Genomic DNA, 25981 nt, shown 5'->3' with positions numbered 1-25981 from the left:
AAGAAGAAACCGACATTGCGCACATTGAAATGTTTTTCGGACTATGGTATTCTATAAAAGTATCTGAGTCGTAGGGATTTGAAACGTGAAAGGGAGGTCCCGGCATGAAAAACATGCGCACGTTACAAAAACGGATCGCATATCAGCTCCAGCAGGGCAGTCTGGATGCGGAAGTTACAGGAATCACATGCGACAGCAGAAAAGTACAGCCGCAGAACGTGTTTGTCTGCATCCGCGGAAACAGGATGGACGGGCACGTATATGCAGAAGAAGCAGTCGAGAGGGGCGCTGCTGTTCTGGTTGCGGAGCGGGAACTGGAAGGGATTCCGGAAAAGGTAACCGTACTCGTAGTAAAGGACAGCAGAGAAGCACTCGCACAGCTTTCCTGTGCCTGGGAGGACGATCCGGCGCAGCACCTTGTGACAATCGGAGTGACCGGCACGAAGGGAAAGACGACGACTGCATATATGATTTACGAAATCCTGCGAAAAGCAGGGATACGCGCAGGACTCATCGGAACGATCGAGACGAGGATCGGGGAAAAAAGCATTCCGTCAGAAAATACAACGCCGGAGCCTGTTGTGCTGCAGAAGCTGTTTTCTGAAATGATGCGGGAGGGCTGCACCCATGTTGTGATGGAGGTTTCCTCGCAGGCGGAAAAACAGCACCGGTGTGATGGAATTACGTTTGATTACGGTGTGTTCACCAACATTGGAAACGACCACATCGGCGCCGGGGAGCATGCATCGTTTGCAGAATATCTGTCCTGCAAAAAGAAGCTGCTTCGCACCTGCAGAACCGGAATTGTAAACCGGGATGACAAAAGGTTTCCGGAGATCATAAGGCAGAGCACCTGCCGTCTGGTGACATTCGGATGCAGGGAAAAAGCTGATTTTATGGCAGCAGATGCAGCACTCGATCAGGCGCCCGGCGTGCTCGGTGTCTCATACCGGGTGCAGGGCGCAGCGGATTTTCCGGTACGGGTAGATCTGCCGGGTCTGTTTTCCGTTTCCAACTCGCTTGCCGCCATTGCGGTCTGCGCGCAGATGGGAATCCCGGAAAAGGCGATGCAGGAGGCACTTTCCGCAGTCCGCGTCCGTGGGCGGTGTGAGGCAGTTCCGGTGTATCCGGAAATGACGCTTCTCATTGACTACGCACACAATGCGATGAGCCTCGAAAGCCTGTTAAAGACACTGCGGAAGTACCATCGAAGCGCCTGATCTGTCTCTTCGGCTGCGGCGGAAACCGCGCGCGGGACCGGAGATTCCAGATGGGAGAGGTGTCGGGGCGTCTGGCGGATCTGACCGTCATCACCTCGGACAATCCGCGGGATGAGGAACCACAGGCGATTCTGGACGATATCCGGACGGGAATCGGGAAAACAGAAGGCGCTTTCGTTGAGATTGCAGACCGTAAGGAGGCGATCCGGTATGTGATCGAAAACCGGCAGCCGGGCGATCTCGTGGTGCTCGCGGGAAAAGGCCACGAAACGTATCAGATCCGGAAGGGGAAACGGTACGAGATGGATGAGCGCGTGCTGATCCGGGAAATACTGGAAGAAAGTAAGGGGAATGTATGAGCAGCGTTTACGCTGATGTAATCGTAGACATCACAAATGAAAAACTGGACCGGACCTTTCAGTACAAGGTTCCGCCGGAACTGACAGGGGAGATCAGTCCGGGAACGGCGGTACAGATTCCGTTTGGAAACGGAAACCGCACGATCACCGGCTATGTGCTTTCCGTCGGAAACGAGCCGAAATATCCGCAGGACCGGATGAAGGCCATCCTCGCGGTACAAAAGGATGCGGCGACCGTAGAGACGAAGCTCATCGCGCTCGCCGCGTGGATGCGTCATACGTACGGATCGACGATGATCCAGGCGTTAAAGACGGTGCTTCCAGTCAAAGTAAAGGCGCGCGGGAAAGAAACCCGCGAAATTGCGCTTCTTGCAGATCCTGCGAGATGTGAGGAGCTGCTGGAAAACTACAGAAAGAAAAATTATAAAGCGAGAATCCGTCTCTTAAACGCGCTGCTGGCCCAGCCGGTTCTTCCAGGGCCGGTTGTGAGCAAGAAACTGAAAATCACGGCAGATACGCTGCACGTGATGGAAGAGCAGGGCGTGTTGGAAATCCGCCGTACGAGCACCTGGAGAAATCCGGTATCTGATGCGGCAGGAAGAACAACTGCGGGAAAACCAAACGAACAGCAGCAGGCCGTGGTGGACGGCATTCGAAAGGAATGGGAAGGACAGAACCGCCCCTGCCTGATCCGCGGTGTGACGGGAAGCGGCAAAACGCTCGTCTATATGGAGCTGATGGAGCGAGTGCTCTCAGAAGGAAAACAGGTGATCGTGTTGATCCCGGAGATTGCGCTGACGTATCAGAACGTGGAGCGGTTCTGCGCACGGTTTGGAACAAGGGTCACGGTGGTCAACTCGCGGATGACACCGTCCGAGCGCGCCGACCAGATGGAGCGCGCGCGGCGCGGGGAGGTCAGTATTATGATCGGTCCGCGTTCCGCACTCTTTGCACCGTTTCCGGATCTGGGGCTGATCGTAATCGATGAGGAGCATGAAACCTCCTATAAAAGTGAAGTGACGCCGCGCTACCATGCAAGGGAGACCGCCGTGCGCCGCGCCGGGCTGGAGCATGCCCATGTGGTGATGGGTTCGGCAACGCCGTCGGTGGATGCTTCTTACGCCTGCGAGACGGGAGCGTACGCGCTGTTCCGGATGGATGCGCGGTACGGAAATGCAGCACTTCCGTCCGTATGGATCGCGGATATGCGGGAAGAATTACAGATGGGAAACCGTTCGATTCTGTCCGGAAAACTGCGGGAAGAGATCGAAAAACGGCTTGAAAAAAAGGAACAGGTTGTACTGTTTCTGAACCGCAGAGGCTATGCGGGCTTCGTCTCGTGCCGTGCATGCGGCCATGTGATGAAATGCCCGCACTGCGATGTATCACTGACAGCACACAATAACGGAAAGCTCGTCTGCCATTACTGCGGTTATGAAACACCGCAGGTACATGCGTGCCCGTCGTGCGGTTCCCCGTACATCGGCGGCTTCCGTGCCGGCACACAGCAGATCGAGCAAAACGTGAAAAAGCTGTTTCCAAAGGCACGCGTTCTTAGGATGGACGGCGACACGACAAAAACGAAAAACAGTTATGAAGAAATCCTGTCCTCATTTGCGGCGGGGAAGGCCGATATCCTGATTGGAACCCAGATGATCGTAAAAGGCCACGATTTCCCGAATGTCACGCTGGTGGGAGCGCTGGCGGCGGATCTCTCCCTGAATGCAGTCGATTACCGTGCCGGGGAGCGTACGTTCCAGCTGCTGACGCAGGCAGTCGGCCGCGCCGGAAGAGGCGAAAAGCCGGGAATGGCAGTCATTCAGACGTACCATCCGAACATTACAGCATTCAGACGGCGGCAGAGCAGGATTACGGGACATTTTACGAGAAAGAAATGGACTACCGCCGTCTGATGGGATATCCCCCGGCGGCGGAGCTTCTGGCGATCCACGGAGCCGGGGAGGATGAAGCGCATCTGACGCAGGCGATGGAATACATTCGCAGATATCTCATCCGCATCCGGGGAAACCGCGAAGTCCAGATCATCGGCCCGGCAAGTGAGGCAGTGTCGAAAATCAATGACCTGTACCGCATGGCCGTGTATGTACGCGCGCCGCAGGAAGAGGTGCTGGCAGGGCTGCGGGAAAAACTGGAGCGGTATATCGAGATTAACAAAGGCTTCCGTACCGTTTATTTACAGTTTGACTTCAGCAGAAAGTATTAGTTTTTTCATACTGTTTACACATAGATTATTTATAATAGAAGAGCAAAAGAAAGGAAAAGAATTATGGCAATCAGAGAAATCAGAGTCGTAGGCGACCGCGTATTAACGAAAAAATGCAGACCGGTGGAGAAGATGACACCAAGAATCAGCGAGCTGATCGACGACATGTTTGACACCATGTATGAGGCAAACGGTGTCGGCCTTGCCGCACCGCAGGTCGGCATCTTAAAGAGAATCGTAGTCATGGATGTGGATGGAACCCCACATCTTCTGATCAATCCGGAAATCCTGGAGACTTCTGGAAGCCAGACAGGAGCAGAAGGATGCTTAAGCCTTCCGGGAAAATCCGGTACAGTAACCCGTCCGAATTACGTAAAGGTAAGAGCGCTGGACCGCGACATGCAGCCGTTTGAACTGGAGGGAACAGAACTTCTTGCCCGCTGCATCTGCCACGAGTGTGATCACCTCGACGGACATATGTATACAGAAAAAGTAGAAGGCGAACTCTGGGACAACACGTACGATGAGTATGAGGAGTACGAGGACGAAGAGTAAGTCTTAAAATAAAGGAGATGACTTCAGATGAAAGTGGTATTTATGGGAACCCCGGATTTCTCCGTGGGAACACTTGAGGCACTCGTGGAGGCCGGTTATGAGATCACAGGCGTTGTGACCCAGCCGGACAAACCGAAGGGCCGCGGAAAACAGATGATGCCGACACCGGTGAAAGAGGCAGCCGAAAAACACGGCCTTCCGGTCTATCAGCCGCGCCGCGTGCGGGATGCAGAGGCGATCGAGGAAATCCGGAAAATGGAGCCGGATGTGATCGTTGTCGTTGCATTCGGCCAGATTATTCCAAAAGAGATTTTGGACATGCCGAAATACGGATGCATCAACGTTCATGCCTCCCTGCTTCCGGCTTACCGCGGAGCAGCGCCGATCCAGTGGGCTGTCATGAACGGCGATGAAGTGAGCGGCGTAACCATTATGAAGATGGATGAAGGCCTCGACACAGGCGATATGCTGACGAAAGTGGAAGTTCCGCTTGCAGCAGATGAGACCGGCGGCAGTCTCTTTGACAAGCTCGCCGCAGCCGGAGCAAAACTTCTGGTGGAGACACTTCCAAAACTTGAAAAAGGCGAAGTGACACCGGAAAAACAGCCGGAGATAAGCACCACAGAGTATGCGCGGATGATCAAAAAAGAAGACGGAAAGATCGACTGGACGAAGAGTGCCGTTGAGATCGAACGTCAGATCCGTGCGATGAGCCCGTGGCCGAGTGCTTTTACAAAAGTAAACGGAAAGAATCTGAAAATCTGGGGTGCCAAAGTCATTGCCATGTTCGGCGGCGATCTGTTCTCGAAAATTCCGGGACAGAATCCGACGAAGAGTGCCGGAAAAGTCTGGGTGGCAGATGAGACAGGCCTCCATGTAAAGACGGGAGACGGCATTCTGGTGATCGAGGAGCTGCAGCTCGAAGGAAAGAAACGGATGAAAGCCGCCGATTTCCTGCGCGGCTATGCGATCGAGCCGGGTACCAGACTTGGCGAATAAAAGAGAAAAAGCAACCTGAAGTTGAGGCGGGGAACGGCACAGCGGTGTGATGGCTGCTGTGCCTGAGAAAAAAAGGAGAAAAACGATATGGGACTTTTTTATGACAGTACGTATCTGCTGGTGATTCTTGCCGCACTGATTTCCATGGCGGTATCCGCCCGCATGAACACGATTTTCAGCAAATATCAGACCGTCCGCTCGTACAGCGACATGACGGGACGCGAGGCGGCGATGCGCATTCTGCATCAGGCCGGCATCTACGATGTGACCGTCCGCCACGTATCCGGTAAACTGACCGACCACTATGATCCGCGGACAAAAACCGTGAATTTATCGGATGCGGTTTACGATTCAACCTCGGTCGCAGCGATCGGCGTCGCAGCGCATGAGTGCGGCCATGCCGTACAGCACAATACGGATTACGTGCCGCTGAAAGTAAGAAGCGCCATTGTTCCGGCAGCGAACCTTGGATCCCAGCTTTTCTGGCCGCTGTTCCTGATCGGACTGATTTTCAGCCTTCCGATGCTTGTGAAAGCCGGGATCTGGCTGTTTGTGCTGGCACTGGCATTCCAGGTGGTAACACTTCCGGTCGAGTTCGATGCGTCGAGAAGAGCATTAAAAATGCTCAGTGAGGGCGGTATGGTGACAGAGACGGAACACGATGGAGTCAAGAAAGTACTCTGGGCTGCAGCCATGACATACGTGGCAGCGGTGATCGGTTCTCTGCTGCAGCTGCTCCGGCTGCTGATTTTATCCGGAGCATTTAGGAGAAATGATGACTGATACAATCAATACAAGAGAGCTGATTATGAACATTCTGCTTGAGATGGACAGGGAGAAAACACCCTGCCATCTTGCTGTAAGGGACGCCCTCGATAAATACCAGTTCCTGCCGCGTCAGGACCGTGCGTTTATCAAGCGGGTCTGCGAGGGAACCGTGGAATACGGCATCCAGAATGACTACATCATCAATCAGTATTCCAAAATCAAGATCAACAAATGCAAGCCGGTGATTCGTGCGATCTTACGGATGTCGGTGTACCAGATCCGTTTTCTTGACGCAGTACCGGATTCGGCAGTCGTCAATGAGGCGGTGAAACTGGCGGAAAAGAAGCATTTTTACAACTTAAAGGGCTTTGTCAACGGCGTTCTGCGCACGATCGTGCGGGAGAAAGATCATCTGCCGATGCCGAAGGAGAACAATACTACGCAGTATCTTTCCGTGAAATACTCCATGCCGGAATTTCTGGTTGAGGAGTTCGTATCCCAGTACGGAAAAGAAACGGCAGAAACGATGATGGCGGATTTCCTGAAAGAAAAACAGGTGACGATCCGTATCAACCGCTGGAACAATACGATCGAGGAGACGAAGAAAAGCCTGGAAAGCCAGGGGGCAGAGCTGGAAAAAGCGCCGTATCTTGGCGAGGCGTTCTATTTGAAAAACTTTGAGACGATCGCATCACTGAATGCCTTCCAGGAAGGCCGGTTCCAGATTCAGGATGTGAGCTCCATGATGGCGGCGCATCTGGCGGATCCAAAGCCGGGTGACCAGGTGCTGGATCTCTGCGCGGCACCGGGCGGAAAGAGCCTCCATGCAGCAGATAAAATGAGAAATCAGGGATGCGTGGAAGCGCGTGATCTCACCGAATACAAGGTCGATCTGATCCGGGAAAATGTGCAGAGAGCAGGTGTTTCCTGCGTCGTGCCGAAGGTAAAAGATGCGGAACAGCTCGATGCGGAATGGATCGGAAAAGCGGACGTTGTGATTGCAGACCTGCCGTGCACCGGATACGGCGTCATCGGCAGAAAGCCGGATATCAAATATTATGCTTCAAAAGAAAAAGAAGAGGAGCTGGTACGGATTCAGCGGGCAATCCTTGCAAATGCCGCATCGTACGTAAAGCCGGGCGGCACACTGCTGTACAGCACATGTACCGTCAACAGAAAAGAAAACGGCGAGAATGCCGCATGGTTTCTGGAACAGTTCCCGTTTGAAGCAGTCAGTCTGGATGAACTGCTGCCGGATGAGCTGAAAAGCGGAGAAACGGCCAAAGGACAGTTGCAGCTGATCCCGGGGGTACACAAGACAGACGGATTTTTCCTTGCAAAATTCCGGAAAACAGAGGAAGGACGGGCGTAACAGATGGATATTAAATCAATGACCTTAGACGAATTAAAGGACGCCTGCCAGCAGATGGGAGAAAAGCCGTTCCGTGCCAAACAGTTATACGACTGGATGCATCATCGTCTGGCGGGCAGCTACGATGAGATGACGAATCTCTCGCTTGCCTTCCGGGAAAAATTAAAGGAACAGTATCCGCTTACCTGTCTCGAAAAAGTGCAGGTGCAGGAGTCCAAAATCGACGGAACGAGAAAATACCTGTTCCGCCTTAGCGACGGCAACGTGATCGAGAGCGTCTGGATGAAGTACCACCACGGAAATTCCGTCTGCATCTCATCCCAGGTCGGCTGCCGGATGGGCTGCCGCTTCTGCGCGTCCACAATCGGCGGACTCGTGCGGTGCCTGACTCCGTCGGAGATGCTCGACCAGATTTACCGGATTTGGGAGGACACCGGGGAGCGGGTCTCCAATCTGGTTGTCATGGGAACGGGTGAGCCGATGGACAACTACGACAATCTGGTGCGCTTCGTGCGGCTGCTTTCGAGCCAGGAAGGACTCAACATCAGCCAGAGAAACATCACCGTTTCCACCTGCGGAATCGTGCCGAATATGTACAAATTGGCAGATGAGGGACTCCAGATCACCCTGGCACTTTCCCTTCATGCGCCGAACGATGAAAAGCGCCGCGAGCTGATGCCGATTGCCAATAAATATTCCATTGATGAAATTCTCGATGCATGCCGCAATTACTTTGCAAAAACAGGCCGTCGGATTACATTTGAGTACTCTCTCGTTGGCGGGAAAAATGACAGCGAAGCCGATGCAAAAGAGCTTTCCGCGCGGATTTCGGATATCAACTGTCATGTAAATCTGATCCCGGTCAACCCGATCAAAGAGCGCGATTACGTGAAATCAACGAAAAAAGTCGTAGAGAATTTCAAAAATAAACTTGAAAAATACGGAATTAATGTTACTATTAGAAGGGAAATGGGCGCTGATATTGACGGAGCCTGTGGACAGTTAAGAAAAAGTTTTATTGATAAATCAAACGAACAGCCGTAAAAAAGCGGCTGTCAATACAGGAGAAAAAGCATGAAGGTATTTTCTGCAACCGATATCGGACAGAAACGGACGATGAACCAGGATTTTGTGTTTGCCTCCGCCTCTCCGGTCGGAAACCTTCCGAACCTCTTTGTCGTTGCAGACGGCATGGGAGGCCATAACGCGGGCGATTTTGCTTCGCGTTACGGTGTTTCTGTACTGGTGGAATCTGTAAAAAGAGATACGAATTTCAACCCGGTGCGGATCATTCGGCATGGAATTGAAGCAGCAAACAGCCAGATTTTTGAGCAGGCAAAACGAGATATATCCATGGAAGGCATGGGTACGACGATGGTAGTAGCTACGGTTGTCGGCAACTATGCCTACGTTGCAAACGTAGGAGACAGCAGGCTGTATCTGGCAGCAGATGGCACGTTTGACCAGGTGACGCAGGACCATTCCCTGATCGCAGAGATGGTGCGCCTTGGAGAACTCACTCCCGAGCAGGCGCGGAATCACCCGGACAAAAACATTATTACCAGAGCAGTAGGCACACAGGATACCGTAAAGATTGATTTCTTTGACATTCAGCTTGAAGAGGGCAATCAATTGGTGATGTGCTCGGACGGCCTTTCCAACATGGTAACGGATGAGGAGATTTTCGAACTCATCTGCCGAGAAGACGGTGAGGACAAGGCGAAACGTTTAATTGATAAAGCAAATGCAAATGGCGGCAGAGACAATATCGCAGTCATTGTCGTTGAACCATTTACAAACGAGGTGAAAGAATGTTAAAAGAGGGCGTTATTTTAGGAGAACGATATGAGATCATAAGCCGGATCGGTTCCGGCGGTATGGCTGATGTCTACAAAGCAAAAGACCACAAGCTGAACCGCATGGTGGCCGTCAAGGTTTAAAACCGGAATTCCGGGAGGATAAAACCTTTATCCGCAAGTTCCGCACGGAGGCACAGGCCGCAGCAGGACTGTCCCATCCGAATATTGTAAACGTGTACGATGTCGGGGAGGACCGCGGCGTTTACTATATCGTCATGGAGCTTGTCGAGGGAATTACTCTGAAGGATTACATTGACCGCAAAGGAAAACTGAGCGTAAAAGAGGCGACCAGCATCGCCATTCAGGTTTCCCTTGGTCTTGAAGCAGCACACAACCGCAATATTGTACACCGCGATGTCAAACCGCAGAACATCATCATTTCCACAGACGGAAAAGTAAAACTTTCCGACTTTGGTATTGCAAAGGCAACTTCTTCCAATACGATCAGTTCGAACGTTATGGGAAGCGTACATTACAGCTCTCCGGAGCAGGTGCGCGGCGGATATTCGGACTATAAGAGTGATATCTATTCCCTTGGTATCACCATGTACGAGATGGTAACCGGAAGAGTGCCGTTTGACGGCGACACCACCGTTGCCATCGCAATCAAGCATCTACAGGAGGAGATTGAATCTCCATCCAAATATACCCCGAACCTTCCGTTCGCACTGGAGCAGATCATCTTAAAATGTACCCAGAAGAGCCCGGACCGCCGTTACAACAACATGGCGGAGCTGATCGATGACCTGAAGCATTCGCTGATGGAGCCGCAGGGCAACTTCGTAAAAGTAACTCCGTTAAGCTCCCACGCCGAGACCGTTATGGTATCCGCAGAGGAATTAAGCCAGATCCGTTCCGGCGCAGCAGCAAAAGCAAATGCGCAGACGGCAGAGGAGCCGGCCCGCAAGCGCTACAGCAAGATCGAGGATGAGGACGAGAACGAAGATTACAGCTACGAGGACGAAGAAGAAGAGGATGAGGACGAAGACGAGGATGACCGCGATTCCTATGATGAGGATGACGACGATTCCTATTACGACGATGAGGATGACGATGACAAAGCCGGAAACAAACTTGAGAAGATCATTACGATCGGCGGTTTTGCGATTGCAGCCATCATCATCTGCATGCTGATCTACTTCATCGCACAGGCAGCCGGCATTGTCGGCGGAAAAGGACCGACCGCAGCTTCTTCTGGTTCTGCATCATCATCGAGCAGCACGGAAGTTGTTTCTTCCAGCAGCAAAGAAGAGGAAAAAGTAACCGTTCCGGATCTGAGAAACAAAACAGAGGCAGATGCAGCCACACTGGCAAACAGCCTGAAGCTTGGCGTAGTCAATGGCGGAACCGAGGCATCGGATGTCATTGAGGCAGGAAAGATCTGCCGTCAGGATCTGACACCGGGAACGAAAGTTGATAAAAATGCAACGATTACGTATTATGTAAGCTCCGGAAAAGAAACCGTAACGATTCCGACCGGTATTGTGGGAACACAGAAAGACGCTGCAAGCGCTGCTCTGACCCAGCTTGGACTTCAGGTTTCTACCACGGAGGATTTCAGCGATACGGTTGCCGAAGGATATGTAATTTCCGTTGATCCGGCCGAAGGAAGCCAGGTTGCACCGGAATCCACCGTTACCCTCGTTGTCAGCAAGGGATCACAGGATGCGGAAGAGATTGCAATCCGTGATGTTATCGGTCTGGATGAGGAAACTGCAAAATCAATCCTGAGCGATTTCAATATTATTGTAAAAACAGGAACCAGCAGCAAGGTGGCCGAGGGTGAAGTCATGGAGGTTGACCCGGCAATCGGAACCAAAGTGAAGAAAGGTTCGGACGTTACGATTTATGTCAACAGCCCAAGTGCACAGCCAACAACGCCGGATGAAAATACACCGACCCCGACACCGGCCGAGCCGGGCGCAAATACCGCTACGGATGTTACCTGGTCCTGCAGCCAGACCTTAAGTGCGCCGGATCAGTATCAGGGTGGTATTGCAAAATTGAGCTGATCCAGGATGATGGAAACGGAAACGAGACCTCCATCACCATCATGGACGGACAGGCCATTACGAGCTGGCCGTATTCTGTCAACACCAACTGGAGTGCTTCATCGTCTGCTTCTTCTACCGGAAGAATCGTCTTCTATGAGATGGATTCGAGCGGAAGTTATCAGGCAATTGCACAGTACCCATCGGTTCCGTTGAGTGAAGGGTGAGTATGACAGGAAAGATTATGAAAGGAATTGCCGGATTCTACTACGTAGACGTAGAAGAATCCGGCATTTATGAGTGCAAAGCAAAAGGAATTTTCCGAAAGGAAGGCCAGAAACCGCTCGTCGGAGATCTTGTGGAAATCGAGATTCTGGATGAAGCGGAAAAAACAGGAAATATGACCCGGATTCTGCCGCGAAAGAATGAACTGATCCGTCCGGCAGTGGCCAATATCGATCAGGCGCTTGTGATTTTTGCGCTGGAAAATCCGACCCCGAACCTGACGCTTCTGGACCGTTTTCTTGTGATGATGGAACAGCAGAACGTTCCGACGGCAATCTGTTTCAATAAAAGAGATCTTGCGGGGGAAGATTACACAGACCATCTGCGAAGCGTCTATGAGAACTGCGGTTACCGTGTCTTTACGGTGAGTGCAGCGAAAGAGCAGGGCATGCAGGAAGTGGAAGCATACCTGAAAGGGAAAACAACGGTGGTAGCCGGTCCGTCCGGCGTCGGAAAATCTTCGATCACAAACCGGATGCAGAAAGAAATCCAGATGGAGACCGGAGAGATCAGCAAAAAGCTGAAAAAAGGAAAACACACGACGCGCCATTCCCAGATGATCCCGATCGACCATGAGACGTATCTGTGCGATACGCCGGGGTTCAGCTCGCTTTATACAACCGATATGGAAAAAGAGGAGCTGAAAAACTTTTTCCCGGAATTTCATCCGTACGAAGGAAAATGCCGTTTCCTCGGCTGCATCCACGGAAAAGAGCCGGGCTGTGCCGTCAAAGAGGCACTGGAACAGGGAAATATCAGCAAAGAAAGATTTGAAAACTATACCATGTTCTATGAAGAACTGAAAGAACAGGAAAAGAGGAGATACTAGCATGAGCCGAGTATATCAGTTGGCACCTTCTATTTTATCCGCAGACTTCAACCGTCTCGGAGAACAGATCCAAAGGGTAGAGAAAGCAGAGTGCCGGTGGCTTCATATCGATATTATGGATGGAATGTTTGTACCATCCATTTCGTTTGGAATGCCGGTGGTAAAGTCGATCCGAAAAGAAAGCAGTCTGTATTTTGATGTTCATATGATGGTAAAGGACCCGGAGCGGTACGTAGAAGAATTTCAAAGCTGCGGGGCGGATATGATCACGGTTCACGCGGAGGCATGCCGCGATCTGGCAGAAACCGTGAAAAAGATTCATGAAACAGGCGCAGATGCCGGAGTTGCCGTAAATCCGGATACGCCGCTTTCTGCGGTTACGGACGTGATGGATCAGGTAGAAATGATTCTGATTATGAGCGTTTATCCTGGCTTCGGCGGCCAGAAGTATATCCCGGAGTCGACGGAGAGGATCCGTACGCTCCGCAGAATGCTGGATGAAAAGGGACTGGAGCATGTGCACATTCAGGTCGATGGCGGCATCAACCGCGCGACCATCGATGAAGTCCTTGCGGCAGGTGCCAACATCATCGTGGCAGGCTCTGCTGTATTTGGCAGCAACATCGAGCAGAACGTGCGCGAGCTGCAGGAAAAAATTTCTTCATACAGCAAAAAGGCAGAATAAGATACAAAAAGACAGAAAAAAGAGGCAGGGAAACGTGAGAACATGTATTATTTCGGGAGGGATGATCGAACCGGATTTTGCCTTCCCATATCTTCAGAAACAGCAGTTTGATATTATCCTGGCAGCAGACCGGGGACTGGAGTTCTGCTACCATTACCAGATTATGCCGACGTATATTCTGGGAGATTTTGACAGTTTATCTCCGGAGATTTTAAATTATTACAAGGAGAACCATGTCGCACCGATCCGGGAATTTAATCCCATGAAGGACAATACGGACACGGACATCGCATTTCAGCAGGCGATTGTTCTGGGAAGCAGTGAAATCACGATCCTCGGAGCAACAGGAGGAAGACTCGACCATTTCTTAAGTATTGTGCAGAACCTGAAAACGGCATGGGAGAAGAAAATTCCGGCTTACATCGTGGACAGCCGCAATCTGATTACGATTCCGGTGGAAACTTCGTTTGAAATCCGGAAAGAAGATCAGTTCGGAAAGTACGTTTCGTTCTTCCCGCTGGAAAAGGAAGTCGCATCCATCACCCTGGAGGGCTTCGCCTACCCGCTCGACCATCACTATCTGCCGAATACTTCGGGTGGTCTGTGCGTGAGCAATGAGATCGTCGAGGAGACCGCGCATGTATCGTACGAGGGCGGCATTCTTCTGATGGTACAGTCAAGAGATTAAAATCCATTGAAATCAAAGAGCCCGTGTGCTATAATTTATAGTTGCATTGGGCTCTTTTTGTGCATAAAAAGAACCCGAACAGAAAAAGAAGCGAAAAATAAAAACAAAGGAGATATAGATTACTATGAAATTAGGTATCGTGGGCCTTCCGAACGTCGGAAAAAGTACACTTTTCAATTCCCTGACCAAAGCAGGAGCAGAGAGCGCAAACTATCCGTTCTGTACCATTGACCCGAATGTCGGCATCGTGCCGGTTCCGGACAAGCGTCTGCAGCAGCTCGGAGATTTCTATCAGTCCAAGAAAGTAACACCGGCTGTCATCGAGTTCGTTGACATCGCAGGTCTTGTAAAAGGTGCATCCAAAGGAGAGGGACTTGGAAACCAGTTCCTTGCCAATATCCGTGAGGTAGACGCTATCGTTCACGTTGTCAGATGTTTCGAGGATCCGAACGTTATCCACGTAGACGGCAGCATTGATCCGCTCCGTGATATCGAGACCATCGACCTTGAGCTGATCTTCGCCGACCTTGAGGTACTCGAGCGCCGTATTTCCAAAACTGCAAAATCTGCAAGAATGGACAAAGAGGCAGCAAAAGAGCTCGAATTCCAGGAGCGTCTGAAAAAACTGCTCGAGGACGGAAAAGATGCCATCCTGATGGAGCTGCAGAACGAGGACGAGGAGAAATGGATCGCAGAGTACAACCTGCTGACCAGTAAACCGGTCATCTACGCAGCAAACGTAGCAGAGGATGATCTCGCTGACGACGGTGCAAACAACTCCTATGTACAGTCCGTCCGCGAATATGCAAAAGAGCACAACAGCGAAGTATTCGTCATCTGCGCCGAGATCGAGGCAGAAATCTCCGAACTCGAAGAGGATGAGAAAAAAATGTTCCTCGAGGATCTTGGTCTTACCGAGTCCGGCCTGGAAAAACTGATCGCAGCAAGCTACCGTCTGCTCGGCCTCATGAGCTTCCTTACAGCAGGAGAGGATGAGACCCGTGCATGGACCATCAAAGTCGGAACAAAAGCACCGCAGGCAGCCGGAAAAATCCACACCGATTTCGAGCGCGGATTCATCAAAGCCGAGGTTGTCAATTATCAGGATCTGCTCGACTGCGGTTCCTACGCAGGAGCAAGAGAGAAAGGCCTTGTGCGTATGGAAGGAAAAGATTACATTGTCCGCGACGGCGATGTCATCCTGTTCCGTTTCAACGTTTGATAAGTAATAATAAGAGAGAATATAAGTTATGGATATGGAAATTAATTTTCCCAATCTCGGGATCTATCTCGACCATGTGGGAAAAAGCATCAGTATTTTCGGATTTTCCATCGCCTATTACGGCATCGTGATCGTAACCGGTATGATGATTGCGATCTGGATTGCCCAAAGAGAGGCAAAGCGGACAGGGCAGAACCCGGAGCAGTACCTCGATCTTGCGATGATCGGCATCGCAGCCGGTATTCTCGGGGCGCGGATTTACTACGTTATATTTGCCTGGGACTATTATAAGGATGATCTTTTGAGTATTTTCAACATCCGCCAGGGCGGACTTGCCATCTACGGCGGCATCATCGGTGCCTGCATTGCGGTGGTGATTTACAGCAGAAAGAAGAAACAGAACTTCAGCCTTCTGATGGATACCGCGAGCATGAGCATCGTGTTCGGTCAGATTATGGGACGGTGGGGAAACTTCTTTAACCGTGAGGCATTCGGTGACTACACTAACAACCTGTTTGCGATGCAGCTTCCGGTTTCCGCGGTCCGTGCCAATGAAATCACACAGAAAATGTGGGATCATGTGGTGACGGTAAACGGCGTCGAGTATATTCAGGTGCATCCCACCTTTTTATATGAAAGTTTATGGAATGTGGGTGTCCTGCTTTTTCTTTTCTGGTTTCGGAAAAGAAAAAAATTTAACGGCGAAGTGTTCCTGATGTATCTGATAGGATACGGCCTTGGAAGAATCTGGATCGAGGGACTCCGCACCGACCAGCTTCTGCTTCCGGTGGTGGGACTTCCGGTTTCCCAGCTCCTTTCGGGGTGCCTTGTGGTGGGATGTACCATCCTGGTGGTATGGAAACGAAAAAAATTATCATCCGGTGGGGAGACAGCCCATTCTTAAGGATAAAACCAGTGAAAAAAACAGAATAAAAATACAGAAAAAGGGAAAACCGGCAAAAAAGGTTTTCTCTTTTTTGATACAAAATTGGTATAAAAAAGGCGGAAAATGCGCATAAAAATGTTGCATTTTGGGGAAAATCTTAAAAATGAAATAGAAAAAAGACCTTGCTATTTTCCCTGAGTTGATATAGAATAAAAATATAAGTGGTAGAAAGTGGTGAAAAGTGGTGCGTTGTGGAGCGGATGTGGCAGTCTGGCTGCGGCGCGATACATGAAGTGGTGCGTGGGGAGACCGCCATTTCAGGTGATAAGAGGGTTTTCATTATGTTCATGGGAGAGTACAGTCATACGATTGACGCGAAGGGAAGATTGATCATACCGTCCAAGTTCAGAGAACAGCTGGGAGAAGAGTTTGTACTGACGAAGGGATTGGACGGATGCCTTTCCATTTACCCAAACGACGAATGGGCTGCCTTTGAAGAGAAGCTGAGAGCCTTACCACTTACAAACAAAAACGCCAGAACTTTTTCCCGTTTCTTTGTAGCAGGTGCTACGTCATGTGAACTGGACAAGCAGGGGAGGATTCTCGTACCGGCAACGCTGCGGGAATTTGCTGGTCTGGAAAAAGATGTAGTCCTTACCGGAAATATCAACCGGATTGAAATCTGGAGCAAGGAAAAATGGAACGAAAACAGCAATTATGATGATATGGATGCCATCGCCGAATCAATGGAAGAGATGGGCATTGTGATCTGATCTGTTTCGTTGGGATACAGGAGATGACCATGGAATTTTCGCATACATCAGTATTACTGAAGGAAACCATTGAAAACCTTAAGATAAAACCGGACGGAATCTACGTGGACGGGACGTTGGGAGGCGCTGGACATTCCAGTCATATATGTGAGCGCTTATCTGCCACGGGGAGATTAATAGGCATAGATCAGGACGAAGCTGCGATAGCTGCTGCGGGTAAACGCCTGGAACCATATCAGAACCAGGTCACGATTATCCGCAGCAATTATTGCGATATGGTTCCGCGTCTTGCCGAAATCGGAGTCACCGGGGTAGACGGAATCCTGCTGGATCTTGGAGTTTCATCCTATCAGCTGGATAATGCAGAGCGTGGATTCACATACCGTGAGGATGTTCCGCTGGATATGCGGATGGATCAGAGAAATGCTCTTTCCGCGTACGAAGTCGTGAACGATTACAGTGAAGAGAATCTTTCGCGTATTCTCCATGAATATGGAGAAGAGCGTTTTGCAAGAAAAATTGCACACAATATATGCGTAAGCCGGCAGCAGGCGCCGATTCGAACAACTGGGGAGTTAATCGAAATCATCAAGCGCTCGATTCCGGCAAAAATAAGGGCGACGGGCGGCCATCCGGCCAAGAGAACCTTTCAGGCAATCCGTATCGAAGTGAACCAGGAACTTACCGTTCTGTCGGAGTCACTGGACGGCATGATTGATCTCTTAAATGACGGTGGAAGACTTTGTGTCATCACCTTTCATTCTCTGGAAGACCGTATCGTAAAAAACATTTTCAGAAAAAACGAGCATCCATGTACGTGTCCGCCGGAATTTCCGGTCTGTGTATGCGGAAAGAAGTCCAAGGGAACCGTAGTAACTCGGAAACCGATCTTGCCGGGAGAAGAGGAAATGGAAACAAATCCCCGTTCCAAGAGCGCAAAACTGCGCGTCTTTGAACGAAAAGTGTGACGGCTCGGCACGAAGGAGACAGAGAAGTTATGGCCAGACGGGCAGATGGAAGGGTAAATTCGACAGATAGAACGAAACGTTATACGCCAGATACGTTTGAGGACGGAAGTGCGGTACGGCGTCTTGCAGCACAGCCGCAGGAAGCACCAAAAGAAGCACGGCCTCTGAAATCGGGTGTGAGCAGCCAGACAAGAAGAAACCGGGCACGGGCGACACAGATCAGCGCGGGCTACGCTGTTTTTCTTGCCATTGTCTGCACACTGTGTATCGCGGCGTGTGTTGCGTATGTCAAGTTGCAGACCGTGGTTACCACGCAGGCGGAAGACATTACCAGCAAAGAAAAAGAATTGAGCGATCTGAAGGCGGACAATGACGCCTATTACAATACAACGGTTGCCTCCGAAGATCTTGAGGCAGTCAAAGAAGCAGCACAGAACCGGCTCGGCATGAAATATGCAGATGAGTCCAGGTAATTTATTTCGATGATTCAGAAAACAGCTATGTGAGACAGTATCAGGATGTTCCGGATGCGAAATAGGTGAAAACGTGAGTAAACAGAAAAAAAATAAAAAACGAAGCGGGGCATTCCGGAGACGGAAGACAAGTGGGCGTATGAGCAGAAAACTGGTAGCACTCTTTTTGGGAGTGATGCTGGTTTTTGTTGCTTTAGCGATTGACATTACGTATGTGAATGCCACAAAGGGAGAAAAATACGAAAGACAGGTTTTAAGCCAGACGCAGCAGTCCTACGACAGCAGGACAATTCCATTCCAGAGGGGAAGTATCACCGACCGGAACGGAACGATTCTGGCAACGAGTGAGAAGGTTTACAACGTTATTCTCGACTGTAAACTTGCCAATACGACGGTAAAAGATGAAGAAAAGAACGATACCCATCCGTACGTCGATCCGACCGTAGCAGCACTGGTTGAATACTTCGGACTCGACGAGACGGATATCCGGGATCGTCTGACCGGCGAAACGACAAAAGAAAGCCAGTACCAGGTTCTCGCCAGAGAGGTCTCGATGGACGCGAAAAAAGCGTTTGAGGCCTATGTGGACGAGTACGCGGACAAAAAGAACAAGGAGCTCGATGAGAACGAGCAGGCGGAAAAAGCATACCGTGCCAACATCCGCGGCGTCTGGTTCGAGGAATCCTACCACAGAACGTATCCGTTAAATTCACTTGCCTGCGATCTGATCGGCTTTACGTATTCAGGAGACACGGCAGACTGGGGAATCGAAGGGTATTATTCCAGTATCTTAAATGGCGTGAATGGCCGCCAGTTCGGCTATTACAACGAAGATGCGGATATGGAACAGACGATCATCGAGCGCAGCCGGGCAAAAACGTGGTTACAACGATTGATGTAAATATTCAGAAGATCATCCGCACGGCGATCGAGAATTACAATGAGCGGATTCATGTCCAGAACGGCGCGGACGAATCGGACACTGAGACGAACCGTCAGACAAAAGCGGCAAAGAATATCGGCGTTGTCGTGATGGATCCGAACAATGGAGAGATTCTTGGTATGGATTCTTCCGACTGGTATGACCTGAACAATCCAAGAGATCTGACACCGTTCTATTCGAAGGAAGAAATTGATGCGATGAACGATAACGAGACAATGGAGGCTTTGAGTGCCATCTGGAAAAACTACTGTATTTCCGATGCATATGAGCCAGGTTCCACGGCAAAACCGATGAACGTGGCGGCGGCATATTCCCTCGATGTAATCGATGATGATACCCTGTTTGACTGTGAGGGGTTTGAGACGATTGCAGGGCAGATGATCCGCTGCGGAGCTTATCCGGGAACACATGGCGTACAGACACCGGCCGATGTACTGAAAAACTCCTGCAACGCTGGTATGATGCAGATCGGACAGAAGATGGGAGCAGCGGAATTTCTCCGCTATCAGGATATTTTCGGTTTCGGCAGTCTGACAGGAATTGACCTGCCGGGTGAGGCGTACGGCCTGGTTCACACGGAGGATACCATGGGACCGACCGAGCTTGCAACGAGTACATTCGGACAGGGCTATACCGTGACGATGGTACAGCAGGCAGCTGCGTTTTCCTCTCTGATCAACGGAGGCAATTATTACCAGCCGCATGTGATGAAGACGATCACGGACAGCACAGGAGCTGTTGTTGAGAGCAATGAGCCGAATCTGGTGCGTCAGACGGTTTCCGCGGAAATCAGCGATAAAATGAGAAGTTTCCTCCAGGGAGTCGTGACCGATGGAAGCGGCCAGAGTGCAAAGGTTGCCGGTTACACGATGGGAGGAAAAACAGGTACTGCACAGAAGTATCCGCGAGGCAATGGAAAATATCTCGTTTCCTTTATCGGATTTGCACCGGTAGAAAACCCGAAAGCTGTTGTTTACGCGATTGTGGACGAGCCGGATGTAGAAAATCAGGCGAACAGTGTGCTGGCACAGGAGATCGTAAAAGAGATCTACACAGAACTGCTGCCGTATTTGAACGTATTCCCGGATGATACGGACGGTGTGACGGGCGAAGGCTCCGAGACCGGAACGGATGATCCAAACGTAGCGGCACCGGTACAGGAAGACGATACGGAAAACAGTGCTGAAAACAGCAATATCGAGAACGGCGGTCTGACAAACGCCGAGCTGGATCTCATCAATGAAGAGTAAAAAAACATAAAAAACAAAAGACATAACCCCATAGCAGTTTCCATATAGTGTTATCATAATGGATTCGGCTATGGGGTATTCTATGCGTAAAAACAAAACGTATCACCGGAAAAAGACGGTTCTTCTGTGGGTACTCTGCATGGGAATGATGGTCGGACTTGCCGGGCGGCTGGTGTATCTGTGTGTGTTCCGGTCCGTCTATTATTCCGAGAAGGCGGATGATCTGCACGAGCGGGAGCGCGGGATCAAGGCGGCGCGCGGCCGGATTCTTGATGCAAACGGGGAAGTTCTCGCGGCAAACCGCACGGTCTGTACGATTTCCGTGATCCACAGCCAGATTGAGGAGCCGGAGGCGGTGATTGCGATGCTGGTAAAAGAGCTTGGAATTTCGGAGGAGACGGCGCGGAAACGCGTGGAGAAGCGGTCTTCAATCGAGCGTGTCAAGACGAATGTGGACAAGGAGACGGGTGATACCATCCGGTCGTACGGATACGCGGGGGTAAAAGTGGATGAGGATTTCAAGCGGTATTACCCCAAAGGGAAGCTGGCGTCGCGCGTTATCGGCTTCACCGGAGGCGATAATCAGGGCATCATCGGACTGGAGGTGGAATATGAGGAAATTTTAAAAGGAATCAACGGAAAAATCCTGACGACAACGGATGCGCGCGGGATTGAGCAGAACGGCATCGGGGAGAGCCGCCAGGAGCCGGTGGCGGGAAGGGACTTAAAGGTCAGCCTGGATGTCAATATCCAGGCGTACTGCCAGCAGGCAGCGGAAAAGGCGATGGCAGAAAAACAGGCGGACAGCGTCTCGATTCTTCTTATGAATCCGCAGAACGGAGAAATCTATGCCTGTGTCAATGTGCCGGAGTTCGACCTCAACGATCCGTTCACGCTGCAGCAGGATACAACGGGACTTTCGGAAAAAGAAATTCAGGATCTGCTGAACCAGATGTGGCGGAATGCCTGCATCAACGATACGTACGAGCCGGGATCTACCTTTAAGATCATCACGATGTCGGCGGGACTTTCGGAGGGCGTTGTGTCGCCGAACGATTCGTTTTTCTGTCCCGGCTACAAAATCGTGGAGGACCGCCGGATCCACTGCCACAAGCGGACGGGACACGGAGCCGAAAACTTCGTGCAGGGCGCGCAGAACTCGTGCAACCCGGTGTTCATTGAAGTGGGGCTGCGGCTCGGTGTGGAAAAGTTCTGTGATTACTTCCGGAATTTCGGCCTGATGGAAAAGACGGGGATCGATCTGCCGGGCGAGGCATCGACGATTATGCACAAGGAGGAAAACATCGGAGAGGTTGAGCTTGCGACGATGGCATTCGGCCAGTCCTTCCAGATCACGCCGATCCGCCTGGCGGCGACGGTCTCTGCGCTCGTCAACGGCGGAAAAATGGTGACGCCGCATGTCGCAACGGATGTGCTCGATGAAGAAGGAAATGTTGTAAAGCATCTGAATTTTCCGGAAAAGAAGGGGTTCTTTCGGAAGAAACTTCCAGGACGGTGCGCGAAATTCTGGAAAGCGTCGTTTCAGAAGGGTCTGGAAAGAATGCGTACCTCGAGGGATATTCCATCGGCGGAAAGACGGCAACTTCGCAGACACTTCCGCGGAGCGCCAACCGCTATATTTCCTCATTCCTCGGCTTCACCCCGGCGGAGCATCCGACGGTGCTGGGGCTTTGCATTATCCGCAATCCGCAGGGCGTCTACTACGGCGGAACGATCTGCGCGCCGGTGATCCGCGATATCTTTTCCAATGTACTTCCGTATCTCGGTATTGGACACAATTCTCAGGAAACCTGAGAATTGTGTCCTTCGCAGCCCTCATTTAAAGTTTTGCTTCGCAAAAGGAGGGCTGCTCACACCTGAATCACTTTCTTACGCAGCGAAACAGCAAGTGTTTCACTGCTGAGCGAACCGTAACTTGGATTATAAAAGAAGGTTGCGAAACAGAACAAAAAGCTATATACTGAATAGGCTGGAGAAAATATTTTGACATGCCTGTTCCGTACACAATCCGTACAAAAAGGAAGAGGTGCGTCTATGAAAAGAGAAATGATCCTGCCGGTTCTTCTTTCCTTTGGCATCAGCCTGGCGCTGGGGCCGGTTCTGATCCCGTTTCTGCGAAAAGTCAAAGCGGGGCAGAAGGAGCGGGAAGAGGGTGTGCCGAGCCACCAGAAAAAAGCGGGAACCCCGACGATGGGCGGCGTGATGTTTCTGGCGGCGTTTACCGCAGTTTCCCTCCTTTTCCGGAAAGAGGGAGCGGAAGTGGTTCCGGTGCTGTTTCTGACGCTTGGTTTTGGCCTGATCGGCTTTCTCGATGACTATCTGAAAGTCGTGCTGCACCGCAGCGACGGGCTGTACCCGAAGCAGAAAATGGCACTGCAGGCAGTGATTACAGCAGTCTTTCTGTGGTATTTGGCGCGTTTTTCCGGAATTTCCCTCCGGATGCGCATTCCGTTCCTTCCAGGCAAAGAGCTGGACGCAGGGATTTTTACGATTCCGTTTCTCGCCTTTGTGATTCTTGGAACGGTCAACGGTGTCAACTTTACCGACGGCCTTGACGGACTGGCGGCGAGTGTGACGATTTTAAATGCTGTTTTCTTTTCCGTGGCATCGATCGGCCTCGGAAACGGTGTTTCCCCGTCCCCGCTTGCGGTTATCGGGAGTCTGCTGGGGTTTCTGGTATTCAATGTATTTCCTGCCCGCGTCTTTATGGGTGATACCGGAAGTCTGGCACTCGGCGGTTTCGTCTCGGGAATGGCGTGTTTCTTACGTCTCCCCTTATTTCTGCCGCTTGTGGGATTCATTTATATGATGGAGATTCTCTCTGTGATCCTGCAGGTGTCATTCTTCAAACTGACGAAGGGAAAACGGATCTTCAAGATGACGCCGATCCATCACCATTTCGAGCTGATGGGCTGGTCGGAGACACAGATTGTGACGGTGTTTGCTACAATCACAGCGATATTATGCCTGATCGCATTGATGGGGCTTTAAAATATGGAGGTAATCAAACATGATTTTCGCAGGAAAAAAAGTACTGGTTTTCGGAACCGGAAAGAGTGGAATTGCAGCGGAGGAGCTGCTGCACAAGAAAGGTGCTTCTGTCGTTCTTTACGATGGAAATGACAAACTCGAAAAAGAAGAAATCTTAAAAAAATTAGAGAGCCGTGACAGCGTGGAAGTTGTCTTAGGCGAGCTCCCGGAGGAGATGCTCGACAGCCTTGATCTTGTCGTTTTAAGCCCGGGCGTTCCGACGGATCTGCCGGTTGTCCTTAAAATGAAAGAAAAAGAGATCCCGGTCATCGGTGAAGTGGAGCTGGCGTATCAGGTAAGCCGCGGAAAAGTGCTTGCGATTACCGGTACCAACGGAAAGACCACCACAACATCGCTGCTCGGCGAGATCATGAAAGCATATCAGCCGGAAGTAAAAGTGGTCGGAAACATCGGAACCCCGTACACATCCGCAGCACTCGACACGACAGATGATACCGTAACGGTTGCCGAGATCAGCAGCTTCCAGCTGGAAACCATCAAAGAGTTCCATCCGGCGGCAAGTGCGATCACAAACATTACCGAGGATCATCTGAACCGCCATCACACGATGGAAGAGTATATCCGCGTGAAAGAGTGTATCACCGAAAATCAGACGATGGATGATCTCTGTGTGCTGAATTATGAGGACGAAATCCTGCGCCCGTTCGGCGAAAAACTGATGGCAGAGAAGAAAGTACAGGTGATGTACTTCTCAAGTCTGCGTGCGTTAAAGGACGGCATCTATTATCAGGACGGCGAAATCCGCATTGCAAAGAACGGCGAGACGGAGCTTCTGACCAGAACCGACGACTTAAAACTGCTCGGCCTACATAATTTTGAAAACGTCATGGTTGCTTCTGCAATGGCACTTCATGCAGGCGTGCCGATGGAAACTGTCCGCAAAGTCATTCAGGAGTTTGCAGGGGTAGAGCACCGCATCGAGTATGTCTGCGAGAAGGACGGCGTGGCATATTACAACGATTCCAAGGGAACGAATCCGGATGCGGCCATCAAAGGCATCCAGGCGATGAACCGCCCGACTCTGCTGATCGGCGGCGGCTACGACAAGCAGTCCACCTACGAAGAGTGGATTCAGGCATTCGATGGAAAGGTACGTTTCCTGGTTTTGATCGGAGATACGAAAGAGAAGATCGCAAAAGCGGCAAGAAGCGTCGGATTCAACGACATTATCATGGCAGACAACTTAAAAGAAGCCGTACAGATCTGCCACGACAAGGCAAATGCAGGGGATGCGGTTCTTCTTTCCCCGGCCTGCGCAAGCTGGGATCAGTTTAAGAGCTACGAGCAGCGCGGTGAGCTGTTTAAGGAGTACGTAAGAGCACTGTAAAAATGGTTACTGTTCACTCAGCAGTAAAACACTTGCTGTTTTACTGCGTAAGAACTGTAACTAAAAACGTCATATCAGGAAACTATCCCGCATAAGCTGAAAAAGAGCGAACGGCGGGTGTGGCGCGGATGCGGAAGGAAAAAGAGAAAAAAATAGATGGGACGCTGCTGGTGACGGTATGGATTCTGCTTGGCCTTGGACTTGTGATTCTGTACAGCGCCAGCGCGTATAACGGCCGGGTCAGATTCCATGACCCGGCTTATTATTTCAAGAAGCAGCTCTTTGCAAGTGCGCTCGGTGTGATCGGTATGTATGCGGTTGCAAAAATAGATTACCGGCGGCTGTTTGCACTGGCACCGTGGTTTTATGCGGCTTCCCTTGCGCTCTCGACGGCGGTGCTCTTTTTCGGAAGTGAGTACAACGGCTCGAAGCGGTGGTTAAAGCTTGGCCCCTTATCGTTCCAGCCCTCGGAATTTGCCAAGATGGCGGTGATTCTCTTCCTGCCCTGGGTGATGGAGCACACGAAAGGCCGGTCCGACAGTCTCTGGTTTATGACAAAGGCGGTGCTGTGCACTCTGCCGATTGCAGCGCTTGTCGGAAGCAATAACTTAAGTACGGCGATTATTTTGCTCGGAATCTGTGCGTTTCTGATCTTTATTTCACATCCGGGCTACCTGCCGTTTCTCGGAATCGGAGGCGCCGGCATCGGGTTTATTGCCGTTTTTCTAATGATAGAGAGCTACCGCCTTGAACGCCTTGCCATCTGGCGCAACCCGGAGGCGTACGAGAAGGGGTTCCAGACCATTCAGGGACTCTATGCGATCGGCAGCGGGAGAATCTTTGGCTGCGGGCTTGGAAAAGGGCTGCAGAAGCTTGGCTTTGTGCCGGAAGCGCAGAATGATATGATCTTTTCGATTATCTGTGAGGAGGGCGGACTGTTCGGCGCCTGCCTGGTGATCGCCGTGTTTGCGGTGCTGATCTGGCGCCTGATGGTCATTTCGATCCATGCGCGGGATCTTGGCGGAGCACTGATTGCGGGCGGAATTATGGGGCATATTGCGCTTCAGGTGATCCTGAACATCGCGGTTGTGACAAATACGATTCCGAATACCGGCATTACGCTGCCTTTTATCAGTTACGGCGGCACCTCCGTGCTGTTTCTGCTCGGCGAGATGGGGCTTGCCCTGTCGGTCTCGAGGGACACCGATTAAAAAGGCGGAAAAGCGCTGCAGA

At 51.0% G+C, this 25981-nt stretch carries 20 protein-coding genes and 4 pseudogenes; all 24 read left to right on the top strand.

Translation table 11 applies throughout. From position 1 onward, the window contains the following. Window positions 1-104: 104 nt before the first annotated feature. Window positions 105-1579: pseudogene (locus DWZ60_RS00350) on the top strand (UDP-N-acetylmuramoyl-L-alanyl-D-glutamate--2,6-diaminopimelate ligase). Next, window positions 1576-3803: pseudogene (gene priA, locus DWZ60_RS00345) on the top strand (replication restart helicase PriA). The pseudogenes DWZ60_RS00350 and priA overlap by 4 nt, the downstream one beginning before the upstream one ends. A 63-nt stretch (window positions 3804-3866) precedes the next feature. Next, window positions 3867-4358: a peptide deformylase gene (gene def / locus DWZ60_RS00340; protein ID WP_055219778.1), complete on the top strand. Its 492-nt coding sequence runs from the start codon at window positions 3867-3869 to the stop codon at window positions 4356-4358. 27 nt (window positions 4359-4385) lie between these two features. After that, window positions 4386-5357 (top strand): methionyl-tRNA formyltransferase, encoded by a 972-nt coding sequence (fmt, locus tag DWZ60_RS00335; RefSeq protein WP_119189001.1) that lies wholly within the window; start codon window positions 4386-4388, stop codon window positions 5355-5357. An 87-nt stretch (window positions 5358-5444) separates the two neighbouring features. Beyond that, complete coding sequence (locus DWZ60_RS00330) at window positions 5445-6140, top strand: zinc metallopeptidase (RefSeq protein ID WP_119221109.1); 696 nt, start codon at window positions 5445-5447, stop codon at window positions 6138-6140. Continuing rightward, entirely contained in the window at window positions 6130-7497 is a 1368-nt protein-coding gene (rsmB, locus tag DWZ60_RS00325) for a 16S rRNA (cytosine(967)-C(5))-methyltransferase RsmB (protein WP_306665733.1), read from the top strand. Before DWZ60_RS00330 ends, rsmB begins: the two co-directional genes overlap by 11 nt. Before the next feature lie 3 nt (window positions 7498-7500). Beyond that, on the top strand, window positions 7501-8541 hold the full coding sequence (gene rlmN, locus DWZ60_RS00320; protein ID WP_055226967.1) for a 23S rRNA (adenine(2503)-C(2))-methyltransferase RlmN: 1041 nt from the start codon (window positions 7501-7503) through the stop codon (window positions 8539-8541). A gap of 30 nt (window positions 8542-8571) precedes the next feature. Then, a complete protein-coding gene (locus tag DWZ60_RS00315; protein ID WP_022463152.1) occupies window positions 8572-9315 on the top strand; it encodes a Stp1/IreP family PP2C-type Ser/Thr phosphatase in 744 nt (247 codons plus the stop codon). Beyond that, a pseudogene (gene pknB, locus DWZ60_RS00310) lies at window positions 9309-11368 on the top strand (Stk1 family PASTA domain-containing Ser/Thr kinase). Before DWZ60_RS00315 ends, pknB begins: the two are co-directional and overlap by 7 nt. 41 nt (window positions 11369-11409) lie before the next feature. Then, entirely contained in the window at window positions 11410-11574 is a 165-nt protein-coding gene (locus tag DWZ60_RS17160) for a hypothetical protein (protein WP_158576257.1), read from the top strand. Between the two features lie 2 nt (window positions 11575-11576). Next, window positions 11577-12461 carry a ribosome small subunit-dependent GTPase A gene (rsgA, locus tag DWZ60_RS00305; RefSeq protein WP_055219788.1) on the top strand — a complete coding sequence of 295 codons (885 nt, stop codon included), beginning with the start codon at window positions 11577-11579 and terminating at the stop codon, window positions 12459-12461. A 1-nt stretch (window position 12462) separates the two neighbouring features. Beyond that, window positions 12463-13146, top strand: coding sequence for a ribulose-phosphate 3-epimerase (gene rpe / locus DWZ60_RS00300; RefSeq protein WP_022463156.1), 684 nt, complete (start codon window positions 12463-12465; stop codon window positions 13144-13146). A gap of 34 nt (window positions 13147-13180) precedes the next feature. Continuing rightward, complete coding sequence (locus tag DWZ60_RS00295; protein ID WP_147326103.1) at window positions 13181-13834, top strand: thiamine diphosphokinase; 654 nt, start codon at window positions 13181-13183, stop codon at window positions 13832-13834. Between the two features lie 124 nt (window positions 13835-13958). Beyond that, window positions 13959-15056 (top strand): redox-regulated ATPase YchF, encoded by a 1098-nt coding sequence (ychF, locus tag DWZ60_RS00290; RefSeq protein WP_022461456.1) that lies wholly within the window; start codon window positions 13959-13961, stop codon window positions 15054-15056. 28 nt (window positions 15057-15084) lie between these two features. Next, a complete protein-coding gene (lgt, locus tag DWZ60_RS00285) occupies window positions 15085-15960 on the top strand; it encodes a prolipoprotein diacylglyceryl transferase (RefSeq protein WP_055265775.1) in 876 nt (291 codons plus the stop codon). A gap of 323 nt (window positions 15961-16283) precedes the next feature. Continuing rightward, the gene (gene mraZ / locus DWZ60_RS00280; protein ID WP_022461070.1) at window positions 16284-16715 is read left to right on the top strand and encodes a division/cell wall cluster transcriptional repressor MraZ; all 432 of its coding nucleotides are present in this window, start codon (window positions 16284-16286) and stop codon (window positions 16713-16715) included. 29 nt (window positions 16716-16744) lie between these two features. Continuing rightward, on the top strand, window positions 16745-17683 hold the full coding sequence (gene rsmH / locus DWZ60_RS00275) for a 16S rRNA (cytosine(1402)-N(4))-methyltransferase RsmH (RefSeq protein ID WP_119221108.1): 939 nt from the start codon (window positions 16745-16747) through the stop codon (window positions 17681-17683). Between the two features lie 29 nt (window positions 17684-17712). Beyond that, window positions 17713-18156, top strand: coding sequence for a hypothetical protein (locus DWZ60_RS00270; RefSeq protein WP_117814326.1), 444 nt, complete (start codon window positions 17713-17715; stop codon window positions 18154-18156). A gap of 139 nt (window positions 18157-18295) precedes the next feature. After that, window positions 18296-19057, top strand: a complete 762-nt coding sequence (locus DWZ60_RS17655; protein WP_243038155.1) for a hypothetical protein — start codon at window positions 18296-18298, stop codon at window positions 19055-19057. Continuing rightward, the gene (locus tag DWZ60_RS17650) at window positions 19036-20349 is read left to right on the top strand and encodes a peptidoglycan D,D-transpeptidase FtsI family protein (RefSeq protein ID WP_243036620.1); all 1314 of its coding nucleotides are present in this window, start codon (window positions 19036-19038) and stop codon (window positions 20347-20349) included. The genes DWZ60_RS17655 and DWZ60_RS17650 overlap by 22 nt, the downstream gene beginning before the upstream one ends. An 82-nt stretch (window positions 20350-20431) precedes the next feature. Then, window positions 20432-22164, top strand: a pseudogene (locus tag DWZ60_RS00260) (peptidoglycan D,D-transpeptidase FtsI family protein). A gap of 240 nt (window positions 22165-22404) precedes the next feature. Continuing rightward, window positions 22405-23361 carry a phospho-N-acetylmuramoyl-pentapeptide-transferase gene (gene mraY / locus DWZ60_RS00255; protein ID WP_055226954.1) on the top strand — a complete coding sequence of 319 codons (957 nt, stop codon included), beginning with the start codon at window positions 22405-22407 and terminating at the stop codon, window positions 23359-23361. A 19-nt stretch (window positions 23362-23380) separates the two neighbouring features. Beyond that, on the top strand, window positions 23381-24748 hold the full coding sequence (gene murD / locus DWZ60_RS00250; RefSeq protein ID WP_117509642.1) for a UDP-N-acetylmuramoyl-L-alanine--D-glutamate ligase: 1368 nt from the start codon (window positions 23381-23383) through the stop codon (window positions 24746-24748). Window positions 24749-24876: 128 nt separating this feature from the next. After that, on the top strand, window positions 24877-25959 hold the full coding sequence (locus DWZ60_RS00245; RefSeq protein ID WP_119221107.1) for an FtsW/RodA/SpoVE family cell cycle protein: 1083 nt from the start codon (window positions 24877-24879) through the stop codon (window positions 25957-25959). Window positions 25960-25981: the final 22 nt, after the last annotated feature.

It is taken from the genome of Blautia sp. AF34-10, assembly GCF_003477865.1.
Lineage (GTDB): Bacteria > Bacillota > Clostridia > Lachnospirales > Lachnospiraceae > Fusicatenibacter > Fusicatenibacter saccharivorans.
The sequence above is the reverse complement of the archived record's forward strand: the minus strand, read 5'-3'. Positions and strand labels throughout refer to the sequence as shown.

Coding starts and splice junctions, on each gene's coding strand:
- lgt (WP_055265775.1), top strand. CDS start 15,085: ATGGATATGGAAATTAATTTTCCCAATCTCGGGATCTATCTCGACCAT.
- murD (WP_117509642.1), top strand. CDS start 23,381: ATGATTTTCGCAGGAAAAAAAGTACTGGTTTTCGGAACCGGAAAGAGT.
- rpe (WP_022463156.1), top strand. CDS start 12,463: ATGAGCCGAGTATATCAGTTGGCACCTTCTATTTTATCCGCAGACTTC.
- DWZ60_RS17160 (WP_158576257.1), top strand. CDS start 11,410: ATGGACGGACAGGCCATTACGAGCTGGCCGTATTCTGTCAACACCAAC.
- ychF (WP_022461456.1), top strand. CDS start 13,959: ATGAAATTAGGTATCGTGGGCCTTCCGAACGTCGGAAAAAGTACACTT.
- rlmN (WP_055226967.1), top strand. CDS start 7,501: ATGGATATTAAATCAATGACCTTAGACGAATTAAAGGACGCCTGCCAG.
- DWZ60_RS00270 (WP_117814326.1), top strand. CDS start 17,713: ATGGCCAGACGGGCAGATGGAAGGGTAAATTCGACAGATAGAACGAAA.
- DWZ60_RS00245 (WP_119221107.1), top strand. CDS start 24,877: ATGCGGAAGGAAAAAGAGAAAAAAATAGATGGGACGCTGCTGGTGACG.
- rsgA (WP_055219788.1), top strand. CDS start 11,577: ATGACAGGAAAGATTATGAAAGGAATTGCCGGATTCTACTACGTAGAC.
- mraZ (WP_022461070.1), top strand. CDS start 16,284: ATGTTCATGGGAGAGTACAGTCATACGATTGACGCGAAGGGAAGATTG.
- def (WP_055219778.1), top strand. CDS start 3,867: ATGGCAATCAGAGAAATCAGAGTCGTAGGCGACCGCGTATTAACGAAA.
- DWZ60_RS17655 (WP_243038155.1), top strand. CDS start 18,296: ATGAGCAGAAAACTGGTAGCACTCTTTTTGGGAGTGATGCTGGTTTTT.
- rsmB (WP_306665733.1), top strand. CDS start 6,130: ATGATGACTGATACAATCAATACAAGAGAGCTGATTATGAACATTCTG.
- DWZ60_RS00330 (WP_119221109.1), top strand. CDS start 5,445: ATGGGACTTTTTTATGACAGTACGTATCTGCTGGTGATTCTTGCCGCA.
- DWZ60_RS00315 (WP_022463152.1), top strand. CDS start 8,572: ATGAAGGTATTTTCTGCAACCGATATCGGACAGAAACGGACGATGAAC.
- mraY (WP_055226954.1), top strand. CDS start 22,405: ATGAAAAGAGAAATGATCCTGCCGGTTCTTCTTTCCTTTGGCATCAGC.
- fmt (WP_119189001.1), top strand. CDS start 4,386: ATGAAAGTGGTATTTATGGGAACCCCGGATTTCTCCGTGGGAACACTT.
- rsmH (WP_119221108.1), top strand. CDS start 16,745: ATGGAATTTTCGCATACATCAGTATTACTGAAGGAAACCATTGAAAAC.